11 protein-coding genes are annotated in these 13,165 nt (G+C 69.5%); all 11 read right to left on the bottom strand.

Annotated features, from left to right (window positions below; all coding sequences use genetic code 11):
* Positions 1–12: 12 nt before the first annotated feature.
* A complete protein-coding gene (locus tag QFZ21_RS02295; RefSeq protein WP_307374016.1) occupies positions 13–1,974 on the bottom strand; it encodes a primosomal protein N' in 1,962 nt (653 codons plus the stop codon).
* A 16-nt stretch (positions 1,975–1,990) separates the two neighbouring features.
* Positions 1,991–3,184, bottom strand: coding sequence for a methionine adenosyltransferase (gene metK / locus QFZ21_RS02290; protein WP_307374014.1), 1,194 nt, complete (start codon positions 3,182–3,184; stop codon positions 1,991–1,993).
* A gap of 91 nt (positions 3,185–3,275) precedes the next feature.
* Entirely contained in the window at positions 3,276–3,533 is a 258-nt protein-coding gene (gene rpoZ, locus QFZ21_RS02285) for a DNA-directed RNA polymerase subunit omega (RefSeq protein ID WP_042536631.1), read from the bottom strand.
* Between the two features lie 64 nt (positions 3,534–3,597).
* On the bottom strand, positions 3,598–4,542 hold the full coding sequence (gene gmk, locus QFZ21_RS02280) for a guanylate kinase (protein WP_307374006.1): 945 nt from the start codon (positions 4,540–4,542) through the stop codon (positions 3,598–3,600).
* Positions 4,502–5,347, bottom strand: a complete 846-nt coding sequence (gene pyrF / locus QFZ21_RS02275) for an orotidine-5'-phosphate decarboxylase (RefSeq protein ID WP_307374004.1) — start codon at positions 5,345–5,347, stop codon at positions 4,502–4,504. The genes gmk and pyrF overlap by 41 nt, the downstream gene beginning before the upstream one ends.
* Positions 5,344–8,631, bottom strand: a complete 3,288-nt coding sequence (gene carB / locus QFZ21_RS02270) for a carbamoyl-phosphate synthase large subunit (protein WP_307374002.1) — start codon at positions 8,629–8,631, stop codon at positions 5,344–5,346. The genes pyrF and carB overlap by 4 nt, the downstream gene beginning before the upstream one ends.
* The gene (gene carA, locus QFZ21_RS02265; RefSeq protein WP_307374000.1) at positions 8,631–9,800 is read right to left on the bottom strand and encodes a glutamine-hydrolyzing carbamoyl-phosphate synthase small subunit; all 1,170 of its coding nucleotides are present in this window, start codon (positions 9,798–9,800) and stop codon (positions 8,631–8,633) included. The genes carB and carA overlap by 1 nt, the downstream gene beginning before the upstream one ends.
* A complete protein-coding gene (locus tag QFZ21_RS02260; protein ID WP_307373998.1) occupies positions 9,797–10,333 on the bottom strand; it encodes a hypothetical protein in 537 nt (178 codons plus the stop codon). The genes carA and QFZ21_RS02260 overlap by 4 nt, the downstream gene beginning before the upstream one ends.
* A complete protein-coding gene (locus QFZ21_RS02255) occupies positions 10,330–11,634 on the bottom strand; it encodes a dihydroorotase (RefSeq protein WP_307373996.1) in 1,305 nt (434 codons plus the stop codon). Before QFZ21_RS02255 ends, QFZ21_RS02260 begins: the two co-directional genes overlap by 4 nt.
* Positions 11,631–12,596 (bottom strand): aspartate carbamoyltransferase catalytic subunit, encoded by a 966-nt coding sequence (locus QFZ21_RS02250; protein ID WP_307373994.1) that lies wholly within the window; start codon positions 12,594–12,596, stop codon positions 11,631–11,633. Before QFZ21_RS02250 ends, QFZ21_RS02255 begins: the two co-directional genes overlap by 4 nt.
* On the bottom strand, positions 12,593–13,123 hold the full coding sequence (pyrR, locus tag QFZ21_RS02245) for a bifunctional pyr operon transcriptional regulator/uracil phosphoribosyltransferase PyrR (RefSeq protein ID WP_307373992.1): 531 nt from the start codon (positions 13,121–13,123) through the stop codon (positions 12,593–12,595). The genes QFZ21_RS02250 and pyrR overlap by 4 nt, the downstream gene beginning before the upstream one ends.
* Positions 13,124–13,165: the final 42 nt, after the last annotated feature.

Here is a 13,165-nt window from a genome sequence, read left to right as displayed (position 1 = left end):
TCTCCGGAAGGGTCAGAGCTCTGGATCGAGGATATCGAGACGGACGGAGAGCGTGTTCTTCGTCTGTCCGGGGCCGCGGCGACCGCGGCCGCTCACCGCCTCGGCGACGACCGCTGCCCGCAGGGTGGTGGCGACACGGCTCCCGGCGCCGTAGTCGAAGCGCACGAGCGCACGTACGCGGGGCGGGAAGTCGTCGGATTCCACCGGCACCGGTCCGAGGACCGCATCGGGGGGAAGCGAGAGTTCACCGAGGGCCATCAGCGCACGAGGGACCGCAGCGGCCGATCCCTCGACGAGGGCGACACGCGCGGTGGGTGGCATGTGCAGCGGGGCTCTGCTCTCGAGCTCGGATCTCGCATACCCGGCGTGGTTCCAGGTGGCGAGGGCTCTGCCCACGGTGCCGTCGACGCCGACCAGGTGGACGGGTGCGCCGGGTGCGGCGAGAGCGGCCGCGTTCGACCACCACCGCAGACACGACTCGCCGACGCGCAGGTCGGGGGCCTGCAGCATCCGCGGCCCGTCGAGGAGCACCACGGCGCGGTAGCCACCGTCGGCCAGCGGTTCTGCACCCCGGGTCGCCACCACCAGAGCGGGCTTCGCATCGACGCGCTCCACCGGATGCGCGCCGTCGGCGACGATGACGCGGATGCCGGGGAACGCGCGGCCGAGCTCATCGGCCGTCCGTTCGCTGCCCGAGGATGCCAGCCGCAGCTTCGTGGACGAGCAGGTCGGACAGGTCCACGCGCGCGCCCCTCGGCCGCACCAGCCGCAGACCGGGACGGCTCCGCGATGGCGCGCGCCGAGCGGGCCTCCGCAGTGGGCGCAGCGCGCCGGAGCCCGGCATTCCGCGCACACCAGCGACGGCGAGAATCCGGGACGCGACACCTGCACCAGCACGGGCCCCTCGGCGGCGGCGGTCCGTGCGGCCAGGAACGCCGACGACGGCATCCGCTGGGCGGTCGGCTGCTCCATCTCCTGCGGCGTGCTGAGCACGACCTTCGGAAGCACCCGCCGTGCCGCGCGCACGTCCTGCAGCCAGCCGTGCGCCACCAGCCGCTCGACGTCGGTCGTGCGGGTGTGCCCGGCGAAGAGGAGAGCCGACTGCTCCAGCTCCTGGCGGAGGAGTGCCGCGTCGCGCGCGTTCACGTAGGGGGCGAGCGGCTCGCCGAGCAGAGGATCGCCGTCGTCCCAGATCGCCACCAGTCCGGCCTCGACCGGGGCGTAGACGGCCGAGCGGTTTCCCACCACGATGCAGGGCGCCTCTTCGAGAGTGCGCAGGAATGCCCGGTAGCGGTCCGGGTTGGACTGTCGGGAGTCATGGCGCACGACGGCCTCGGCGGGCACGAAGCCGTCGAGGGCTGCGAGCAGCTGATCCAGGTCACGGTGGTCCGGCACGACCACGATCGCGGAGCTCCCGGAAGCCAAAGTGCGCGCGGCAGACGCCGCCAGGAGCTGCGACCACCCCGGCATCCCTTCCCGGAGTTGCGGGATTGCCTCCACGGCCGCACGGCCCTTGTCCTCGAGCACGTCCTCGAGGCCTTCGTACAGGTCGAGGATCTCCCGTCCGCGTGCGAGTGCGTCGTCATCGAGTGCGGCCGCGGGCGTGTCGGCGGTCCAGGCCTTCTCGACGCGGACCTGCCGCTTGGGGATGACGAGTCGCAGGATGTCGGATGCCGAGCCGGCGGCACGGTCTGCGACGCGCCGGGCGAGCCGGTGCAGGCGCTCGGGCAGCACCGCGACCTCGGAGACGACGCTCTCGACCTCGGACAGCGGCCGCTCGACGTCGTCCTCCGTGTCGATCTCGACGATGTACCCGTCGACCACACGGCCTGCCGTGCGGAGCGGGACGCGTACGCGCACACCGAGCGGCACATCGCCGAACTCGACAGGCAATGAGTAGTCGAACAGCCGATCGAGCTGCGGCAGCGGTGAGTCGAGGAGCACGCGCGCGATGCGCCGGCTCTCGGAAGCCATCAGGACCGAGGCCCTGTCAGAGCCCGGCAGCGCGGCGCAGCTCTTCGACGCGGTCCGTCCGCTCCCACGTGAAGTCGGGCAGCTCGCGCCCGAAGTGGCCGTACGCGGCGGTCTGCGCGTAGATCGGACGCAGCAGGTCGAGCTGCTCGATGATCGCCTGCGGCCGCAGATCGAAGACCTGCTCGATCGCACGGATGATGACGTCGTCGGAGACAGCCCCGGTGCCGAACGTCTCGACGTAGAGTCCCACAGGACGAGCGACGCCGATCGCGTACGCGACCTGCACCTCGAGGCGCTCGGCGAGCCCGGCGGCCACGGCGTTCTTGGCGACCCAGCGCGTGGCGTATGCGCCGGAGCGATCGACCTTGGACGGGTCCTTGCCGCTGAACGCTCCGCCGCCGTGCCTGGCAGCTCCGCCGTAGGTGTCGATGATGATCTTGCGGCCGGTGAGCCCGGCGTCTCCCTTGGGACCGCCCGTGACGAAGGGGCCTGCGGGGTTGATGTAGTGCGTGACGTCGCCGAGGTCGAGACCGGTGTTCGCGAGGATCGGGTCGATCACGTGCTCGCGCACCTGCGCCTTGAGCTCGTCCTGCGAGATGTCGGGGTGATGCTGCGTCGACAGCACGACCGCGTCGACCGTCTTCGGCGTGAAGCCCTCGTAGCCGAGCGTGACCTGGGTCTTGCCGTCGGGGCGGAGGAACGGCAGCAGTCCGCTGCGGCGCACCTCGGTGAGACGCTCGGCGATGCGGTGCGCGGTCCACGCGGCCATCGGCATCAGCTGGGGCGTCTCATTGGTGGCGAAACCGAACATGATGCCCTGATCGCCCGCGCCGAGTCCGTCGAGCGGGTCGACGGAGGAGCCGTCGCGGTGCTCCTGGGCGTTGTCGACGCCGTGCGCGATGTCGGAGGACTGCTCCCCCACCGACACGCTGACGCCGCACGAGGCGCCGTCGAAGCCCGTCTCGCTGGAGGTGTAGCCGATGCCGCTCACGACCTGGCGGACGATGGTGGGGATGTCGACGTAGGCGTCGGTGCGGATCTCGCCGGCGACGTGGACGAGTCCGGTCGTCACCAGCGTCTCCACCGCGACCCGCGAGTCCCGGTCCTTCGCGAGGAGCCCGTCGAGGATGCTGTCCGAGATCTGGTCGCAGATCTTGTCCGGGTGCCCTTCGGTGACGGACTCGGACGTGAACAGACGCAGGGCGCTCATCGGTGCTCCAGAACGGGGACGGACGGTGGAAGGGGTGCTGCACCCATTCTGGACCGCGCCTCCGACAGACCGGGGGCGCGGTCGTCGAATATCACTCTGCGTGACGCAGGCGCAGCTTGTCCTCGTTGATCTCGTGCAGGGCGATGGTGAGCGGCTTGTCCTCGACCGACGAGTCGACCAGCGGGCCGACGTTGTCGAAGAGGTTGCCCTCGTGCAGATCGGAGTAGTAGTCGTTGATCTGACGCGCGCGTTTGGCGGCGTAGATGACCAGCTCGTACTTCGAGTCGACGCGGTCGAGCAGGTTGTCGATGGGGGGATCGATGATTCCGTTGGTGTGGTGTCCGGCCATGGTGGACCTCCTGATCAGGCGACGGGATCGTCGCGAAGTCGGTGCTGCAGGCGCGCGAGAGGAATCAGCGCGCAGAGCTCATTGACAATTCTACGACCTCGCGGGCCGCAGCGGCGACGTCCTCGTTCACGATGAGGTGGTCGAACTCGTTCTGGGCGGCGAGTTCGACCTTCGCGGTCCGCAGCCGGCGGGCCCTCTCCTCGGCCTCCTCGGTGCCGCGGCCGACCAGTCGGTGCACCAGTTCGTCCCAGCTGGGAGGGAGCAGGAAGATGAGCGTCGCGGCCGGTTCTGCGCGGCGCACCTGGCGGGCCCCTTGCAGGTCGATCTCGAGGAGGACCGTCTTGCCTGCCGCGAGAGCCTCGTCGATCGGAGCCCTCGGCGTGCCGTAGCGCGAGCGGTTGTGCACCACGGCGTACTCGAGCAGCTCGCCGTCGGCGATCAGCCGGTCGAACTCGGCGTCGTCGACGAAGTAGTAGTGCACCCCGTCGACCTCTCCGGGCCGCGGGGGTCGCGTCGTGGCGGAGACCGAGAGATGGATCTCCGGATTGTGCTCGCGGATGTGGGCGGCGACCGTGCCCTTGCCGACCGCCGTGGGCCCGGCGAGCACGAGCAGACGGCTCCGCGAACCGCGCGGCCGGAGAACGGGGAAGCGTCCGTCGAGCCAGTCCTCGAGCACCCGGCGCTGGCGTGCGCCCAGGCCGCCCAGCCGCTTCACCGGAGAGATCTGGAGCTCTTCCAGCACGCGGTCGCGCTTGCCCGCGCCGATGGCCGGCAATGCCAGCAGGAAGTCGGTGATGCGCATCGAGCCCTCGACCGAGTCCGCATCCGCCGTGGCGCGGTGCAGCACCTCCTGAGGTGTCACGACGCGCGTGGTGAGGTCGCGCTTGAGCGATGCCCGCGCGCGACGGCGCTCCACCGCTCGGCGGGCCGCCGCGACGCGGTCGACTTCGGGAACCGTCCGACCCTGCTCAGACACTGACCACCTCGCGGTATTCGGCGGCACGCGCATCGATCGCTGCAGCGATGTCGGCGGGACCTGCGGAAAGGATGCTGCGGCTCTCGCTCGCGATCACGGCCTCCGACACGATGCCGAAGCGGCGTCGGAGGTCTGCGGGAGCTGCGCCCTGGGTGCCGAAGCCCGGAGCGAGGACCGGTGCCAGCGGGAGGAACGGGGCGATCCCGGCCCCAGTCCAGTCCACGGTCGCGCCGATGACGAAGCCGAAGCTCCCCCACTCCCCGGCACCCGAAACGTCGGTGTTGCGGGCAGACACCTCGCCGATGATGTCGGCGGAGACGCTCGCACCCGTCGGTCCTGTGGACCGCTGCAGGCGCTCGGCCTCGGGGTTGCTGGTGGTGGCGAGCACGAAGAGTCCCTTGCCGTGCCGAGCCGCGAGAGCGAAGGCGCCGTCGAGCGCGCCGACACCGAGGAACGGGTTCACCGTCAGGGCGTCGGCTTCCAAGGGCGAGCCCGGGGTGAGCCACGCGCTCGCATAGTCATCCATGGTCGAGCCGATGTCGCCGCGCTTGGCGTCGGCGATCACGATCAGTCCTGCGTCCCGTGCGGCCGCGAGCACATCCTCCAGTGACGCGTAGCCGCGGGACCCGAACCGTTCGAAGAACGACACCTGCGGCTTCACCACGCCCACTCGACCGGCTGCCGCCTCGACGGTGCGGAGACCGAACTCGCGGACACCGCTCGCGTCGTCGCTCAGCCCCCACGCCGCCAGCAGCTCGGCGTGCGGGTCGATCCCGACGCAGAGCGGACCCTGCGCCTGCAGGGCCGCCCGCATCCGCTCGCCGAAGCTCTGTGTCACAGCGCGGCCGCCCGATCGATCGCGTACTCCTGGAGGCTCTTCACCTGGAAGCCCTCGTGCGCGGCATCCATTCCGCTCACGGCCGCGCCGAGCACGGCCATCGTGGTGAAGAGAGCCTTGTCGGCGGCGACCGCCGCGGCACGGATCTCGTATCCGTCCGCACGTGCCGCGCCGCCCGAGGGAGTGTTCACGACGATGTCGATCGATCCGTCGTTGATGAGGTCGACGATGTTCGTCGCGCCGGACTCCTGCGTCGCGCTGTACTTCTCGACGACGGTGACCGCGATGCCGTTGCGCGAGAGGATCTCGGCGGTGCCCTCGGTCGCGACGATCGTGAAGCCGAGCTGCTGCAGACGGTGCGCCGGCAGGATGACCGCGCGCTTGTCCGAGTCGGCGACCGAGATGAACACGGTTCCCGAGGTCGGCATTCCGCCGTACGCCGCGGCCTGGCTCTTCGCGAAGGCGGTCGGGAAGTCGCGGTCGATGCCCATGACTTCGCCGGTGGAACGCATCTCCGGGCCGAGGATCGAGTCGACGGTCTTGCCGTCGGCGGTGCGGAAGCGCTTGAACGGCAGCACGGCCTCCTTGACCGAGACCGGGGCGCCGAGCGGCACGCGCGATCCGTCCTGCTGCGGCAGCATGCCCTCGGCGCGCAGCTCGGCGACCGTCGAGCCGGTCATGATGCGGCTGGCGGCCTTCGCCATCGGGATGCCGAGCGCCTTCGAGACGAACGGCACGGTACGGCTGGCCCGAGGATTCGCCTCGATCACGTAGAGCACCCCGGCGCTGATGGCGAACTGCACGTTCAGCAGACCGCGCACGCCGACGCCCTTCGCGATGGCCAGCGTCGCCTCCCGCACGCGGTCGACGTCGGTGCGGCCGAGCGAGACCGGCGGAAGCGTGCAGCTGGAGTCGCCGGAGTGGATGCCGGCCTCTTCCAGGTGCTCCATCACGCCGCCGATGTAGAGGTCGGTGCCGTCGTAGAGCGCATCCACGTCAAGTTCGATCGCGTCGTCCAGGAAGCGGTCCACGAGCAGGGGCTTGCCCTCTTCGATGATGACCTCGCCGGCCGTACGCACGAAGTAGTCGCGCAGCGACGCGGTGTCGTAGACGATCTCCATGCCGCGGCCGCCGAGCACGAAGCTCGGGCGCACCAGCACGGGGTAGCCGATCTCCTCGGCGATGCGCACGGCGCCGTCGGCGTCGATCGCGGTGCCGTTGCGCGGAGCCACGAGGCCGGCCTCGTCGAGCAGGCGGGAGAACAGTTCGCGCTCCTCGGCGAGGTCGATGGCCGCGGGGCTGGTGCCGAGCACGGTGTACCCGGCCGCCTCGATGCCCTTGGCGAGGCCGAGCGGGGTCTGTCCGCCGAGCTGGCAGACGACGCCGAGGATCGTGCCGCTGGCAGCCTCCGCGTCGAGCACCTCGAGCACATCCTCGAGCGTGAGCGGCTCGAAGTACAGGCGGTCCGAGGTGTCGTAGTCGGTCGAAACCGTCTCCGGGTTGCAGTTGACCATGACGGTCTCGAAGCCGGCATCCGACAGGGCGAACGACGCGTGCACGCAGGAGTAGTCGAACTCGACGCCCTGACCGATGCGGTTGGGCCCCGAGCCGATGATGACCACCTTGGTGCGCTCGGAGGGAGCGACCTCGGTCTCGAAGTCGTAGCTCGAGTAGTGGTACGGGGTGAGGGCCGGGAACTCGCCGGCGCAGGTGTCGACGGTCTTGTAGACGGGACGGATGCCGAGGCCATGGCGCACGCCGCGCACCTCCGGCTCGGTGGTGCCGCGGAGTTCGGCGAGCTGCGCGTCGGAGAAGCCGTGCTCCTTCGCGTAGCGGAGCGTGGCGGCATCCAGCTCGGGCGCCGTGCGCACGATCTCGGCGACCTCGTTGATCAGGACCATCTGGTCGAGGAACCACGGGTCGATCGCCGTCGCCTCGAAGGCCTGCTCGACGGTGGCGCCCTTGCGGAGCGCCTGCTGCAGTGTCACGATGCGGCCGTCGGTGGGAATCCGCGAGATCTCCAGCAGCTCATCGACCGAGCGCTCCTCGATCCCCCAGTGGAAGCTCGACCCGCGCTTCTCCAGCGAGCGGAGGGCCTTCTGGAGAGCCGTGGCGTAATTGCGGCCGATGGCCATCGCCTCGCCCACCGACTTCATGGTGGTGGTCAGCGTGGCGTCGGCGGCCGGGAACTTCTCGAACGCGAACCGCGGCACCTTGACGACGACGTAGTCGAGAGTCGGCTCGAAGCTCGCCGGGGTGACACCGGTGATGTCGTTCGGGATCTCGTCGAGGCGGTAGCCGAGCGCGAGCTTGGCGGCGAGCTTGGCGATCGGGAACCCGGTGGCCTTCGACGCCAGAGCACTGGAGCGGGAGACGCGCGGGTTCATCTCGATGACGATGATCCGGCCGTTCGACGGGTCCACGGCGAACTGGATGTTGCAGCCGCCGGTGTCCACGCCGACCGCGCGGATGATGTCGATGCCGATGTCGCGCATCTTCTGGTACTCGCGGTCGGTGAGCGTCAGCGCCGGGGCGACGGTGATCGAGTCGCCGGTGTGCACGCCCACGGGGTCGACGTTCTCGATGGAGCAGACGACGACGGTGTTGTCGGCCGTGTCGCGCATGAGCTCGAGCTCGTACTCCTTCCAGCCGAGGATCGACTCCTCCAGGAGTACCTCGGTCGTGGGCGAGTCCCGGAGCCCGGCGCCGGCGATGCGCCGCAGGTCGTTCTCGTCGTAGGCGAAGCCGGAACCGAGGCCGCCCATCGTGAAGCTGGGGCGGACCACCAGCGGGTACCCGAGCTCGTCGGCCGCGGCCAGCACCTCGTCCATCGTGTGGGCGATGCGGCTGTCGGCCACGTCGGCGCCGGCGTCGAGCACCAGCTGCTTGAAGATCTGACGGTCTTCACCCTTGTTGATCGCTTCGAAGCTCGCGCCGATCAGCTCGACGTCGTACTTCTCCAGGATGCCGTGATTGTGCAGCTCGATCGCCGCGTTCAGCGCGGTCTGACCGCCGAGGGTCGGGAGGATCGCGTCGGGGCGCTCCTTCGCGATGATCGTCTCGATGACCTGCCACGTGATGGGCTCGATGTAGGTGGCATCAGCGAAGTCCGGGTCGGTCATGATCGTGGCCGGGTTGGAGTTCACCAGGATGACCCGGACGCCCTCCTCGCGGAGCACGCGGCACGCCTGGGTGCCGGAGTAGTCGAACTCGCAGGCCTGGCCGATGACGATCGGGCCGGATCCGATGACGAGGACGGAGTTGATGTCGTCGCGCTTGGGCATTACTTGGCTTCTCCCTGGGTGGGTCCCTGAGCTTGTCGAAGGGTCGCGATGACCAGGTCACGGAACCGGTCGAAGAGGTAGTTGGCATCGTGCGGCCCGGCCGCGGCCTCCGGGTGGTACTGCACCGAGAAGGCGGGGATGTCGAGGGCGCGCAGACCCTCGACGACGTTGTCGTTCAGCCCGACGTGGCTGACCTCGACCTTGCCGTAGCCGTTCGGGCTGTCGAACGAGCCTTCCAGGGGCGCCTCCACCGCGAAGCCGTGGTTGTGCGCGGTGATCTCGACGCGACCCGTGGTCTTGTCGAGCACCGGCTGGTTGATGCCGCGGTGGCCGAACGGCAGCTTGTAGGTGCCGAGGCCGAGCGCGCGGCCGAGGAGCTGGTTGCCGAAGCAGATGCCGAAGAACGGGAGTCCGTCGTCGAGTACGGCGCGGAGCAGTTCGACATGATCGCCGGATGCCGCGGGGTCGCCCGGACCGTTGGAGTAGAACACGGCGACCGGATCGATGGCGCGGATGTCGTCGATGCCGACATCCTGCGGGAGCACGTGCACCTCGAATCCGCGGGCGGCGAGGTTCACGATGGTGGCCTGCTTCACGCCGAGGTCGAGCACGGCGAGGTTGCCGATCCGCTCCCCCACCGCCGGCGTGATCTCGACGCTGTCGACGGAGACCTCGGCCGACAGGTTGCGACCCGCCATCTCGGGGGCTTCGCGGACGATCCGGAGCTGCTCCTCGGGGTCGAGTGCGGCATCCTCTCCGGAGAAGATCCCGCCGCGCATCGATCCCGCTGACCGGATGTGGCGGGTGATCGAGCGGGTGTCGATGCCACTGATCCCGACGATGCCGTCCTGGACCAGGATGTCGTCCAGCGAGGCGTTCGCTCGCCAGTTCGACACGACTCGCGAGGGATCGCGGACGATGTAGCCGGCGACCCAGATGCGCCGCGACTCCGTGTCCTCGTCGTTCATGCCGGTGTTGCCGATGTGCGGCGCGGTCTGCAGGACGATCTGGCCCGCGTACGACGGGTCGGTGAGCGTCTCCTGGTAACCGGACATGCCGGTGGCGAAGACCACTTCGCCGAGGGTGCGCCCGCGCGCCCCGTAGGCGCGTCCGGTGTGGCGGGTGCCGTCTTCGAGGACGAGGACGGCGGTTTCGGGCAGGGCGGTCATCGTGTTGCTCCTGTGTCGGGGGCGGCGTCGTCCGATGCGGGGACAGCGGATACGGGGACGAGCTGCTGCAGTTCAGAGATGAGGTTCTTCGGGTCGCCTCCGGTGAGGCGCAGGTAGGAATCGACGACCGTTTCGTCGTCGGCGTGCCAGGCGATGCGGATGAGTCCGCCGGGTTCGACCACGCGATCGATCGTCACGGTGGCCCTGTCGACCTCGACCAGGCGCAAGGAGGCGAGGAACACGGTGGGCGCTCCGTCGAGGCACAGCGCGATGCCGCGATCGGTGACGGCGAGCTCGCCGCGGGCGCGATAGGCCAAAGGCGAGACCGCCAGACGCTCGAGCGGCTGATCATGCCGCGTGGTCGAGACGTAGAGCACCTCGTCGCGGCGTGCGACCTCCGCGTGCTCCGGCACTCCGAGCGGGGCCGTCAGCCCCGAATCGCGTCGAAGACGTCGTCGCCACGCGAACAGCATCGCGAGCAGGATCAGGACCGCCGCGGCGATCATGACCCCGATGGCGAGTTCGCGGCTCACGCGTTCAGCCCCTCGACCACGGAGCCGCCCTCGACCGTGAGGCGTCCGCCGTGCACGGTGAACTCCACCCGTCCGGGAAGGGCGCGGCCGAGGTACGGTGAATTCTCGCTGCGACCGTGCAGGTCGGCCGTGGTGAACACGCCGTCCACGGAGGCGTCGTAGAGCGTGATCTGCGCGGGGCGTCCGACCTCGAGCGGTGTGCCGTGACCGGAGAGGCGGCCGATGCGCGCGGGCGCAGCGCTCATCACCCTGGCGACGTCCGACCATCCGATGAGGCCGGTCTGCACCATCGCCTGGTGCACCACGCGCAGTGCGCTCTCCAGACCCACCATCCCGTTCGCGGCCGCCTGCCATTCGCACGCCTTGTTCTCGCTCGGGTGCGGGGCGTGGTCGGTGGCGACGATGTCGATCGTGCCATCGGCAAGACCCTCGCGCACGGCGAGGACGTCTTCCTCGCGGCGCAGCGGCGGGTTCACCTTGTAGCGGGCGTCGTAGCCGCGCACGAGCTCGTCGGTCAGCAGCAGGTGATGCGGAGTGACCTCGGCGGTGACGGCGATGCCACGCTTCTTGGCCCAGCGGATGATGTCCACGGAGCCGGCCGTCGAGAGGTGGCAGACGTGCAGACGGGAGCCGACGTGCTCCGCGAGCAGCACATCGCGGGCGATGATCGACTCCTCGGCCACGGCCGGCCATCCGGTGAGACCGAGCTCGGCCGAGACGGTGCCCTCGTTCATCTGGGCACCCTCGGTCAACCGCGGGTCCTGTGCATGCTGCGCGATCACGCCGTCGAACGACTTCACGTACTCGAGCGCACGGCGCATGATCAGCGGGTCGAACACGCAGAACCCGTCGTCGCTGAAGACACGGACCTGGGCCCGCGAGGTCGCCATCGCGCCGAGCTCGGCCAGGCGCTCGCCCTTCTGCCCGACGGTGACGGCACCGATCGGCTGCACGGTGGCGTAGCCGGCGGCTTCGCCGAGGGCGAGCTCCTGCTCGACCACGCCTGCTGTGTCGGCGACGGGCGACGTGTTGGGCATGGCGAAGACAGCGGTGAATCCGCCGGCGGCCGCGGCCCTCGTGCCGGTCAGGATCGTCTCGGATGCTTCGTATCCCGGCTCGCGAAGATGCGTGTGCAGGTCGACGAGACCCGGCAGCGCGACAAGCCCGTCCGCATCGATGACGCGGGCGCCCGTGCGGCTGAGTCCTGTGCCGATCTCGGTGATGACACCGCCCTCGACGATGATGTCGGCGCTCTCGGCACCGAGCAGCTGTGCACCGGTGATGACGAGGGTCTCGCTCACAGGTCTCCCCCTCGTTCGTCGTCTCGTTCTCCTGCCAGCAGCAGGTACAGCACCGCCATCCGCACGGAGACCCCGTTCGTGACCTGCTCCAGCACCGTGGAACGGGCGGAATCGGCAGCTTCGGAGGAGATCTCCAGGCCGCGGTTCATCGGGCCGGGATGCATCACAATGCTACCGTCCGGGAGACCCGCCACACGCCGTGCGTCCAACCCCCAGCGGCGTGAATACTCCCGCTCAGTCGGGAAATACGCGGCGTTCATCCGCTCCAGCTGGATGCGGAGCATCATCACGGCATCCGGACCGTCTGCGAGGGCCTCGTCGAGGTCGTAGACGATGCGGACGGGCCACAGCGAGACGTTCTGCGGAACCAGCGTCGGCGGCGCGACGAGAGTGACGGAGGCACCGAGCGTGGTGAGCAGCCAGACGTTCGACCGGGCGACCCGGGAATGGAGAACGTCGCCGACGATGACGACGCGAAGTCCGGTGAGGTCGTGCCCCCGGCTGTCGGCGCCGAAGCGGCGTTTGCGGATGGTGAAGGCGTCGAGCAGGGCCTGGGTCGGATGCTCGTGGGTGCCGTCCCCGGCGTTCACGACACCGGCCGAGATCCAGCCGCTCGTCGCGAGCGTCTGGGGTGCTCCGGATCCGGGATGCCGGATGACGACGGCATCCGCGCCGATCGCCTCCAGAGTCTGGGCGGTGTCCTTCAGGCTCTCGCCCTTGGACACGCTCGATCCCTTCGCCGCGAAGTTGATGACGTCGGCGGAGAGGCGCTTCGCCGCGGCCTCGAAGGAGATCCGGGTGCGGGTGGAGTCCTCGAAGAACAGGTTCACGACGGTCTTGCCGCGCAGCGTCGGGAGCTTCTTGACCTCGCGTGACTGTGTGTCGGACATGTCCTCCGCGATGTCGAGGATGCGGAGGGCGTCGGCCTTCGCGAGGGTGCGGGTGTCGAGGAGATGTCTCATTCGCCGATCGTCACCTCCTCGGCGCCGTCGTTCTCGCGCAGGCGAACGTTGACCCGTTCGGTCCGGGCGGAGGGGATGTTCTTGCCGATGAAGTCGGGGCGGATCGGCAGCTCGCGGTGCCCGCGGTCGACCAGGATCGCCAACCGCACCACTGCGGGCCGTCCGATCGACTGGATGGCGTCGAGGGCGGCGCGGATGCTGCGTCCGGAGAACAGCACGTCGTCGACGAGGACCACGGTCTTCCCGTCGATCCCTCCGGCGGGGATCTCGGTCGGATGTGGAGACCGGGTCGGATGCTTGGCCAGATCGTCCCGGAACAGCGTGACGTCGAGGGCGCCGACCGCGACGGGCGTCTGCGCGATCTCGGCGATCAGCACCGCGAGGCGATGGGCGAGGGTGACGCCGCGGGTCGGAATGCCCAGCAGGACGAGGTTCTCAGCCCCTCGGTTCGATTCGAGGATCTCGTGTGCGATGCGGGTCAATGCCCGCGACACGTCGGCTTCGTGCAGCACGGTGCGTGCGCTCATCAGCCGCTCCCTTCTCCGCCTCACAGGACGGTGTTAAAGGTT

Origin of the sequence: Microbacterium sp. W4I20 (assembly GCF_030816505.1) — a bacterium.
Lineage (GTDB): Bacteria > Actinomycetota > Actinomycetes > Actinomycetales > Microbacteriaceae > Microbacterium.
The sequence above is the reverse complement of the archived record's forward strand: the minus strand, read 5'-3'. Positions and strand labels throughout refer to the sequence as shown.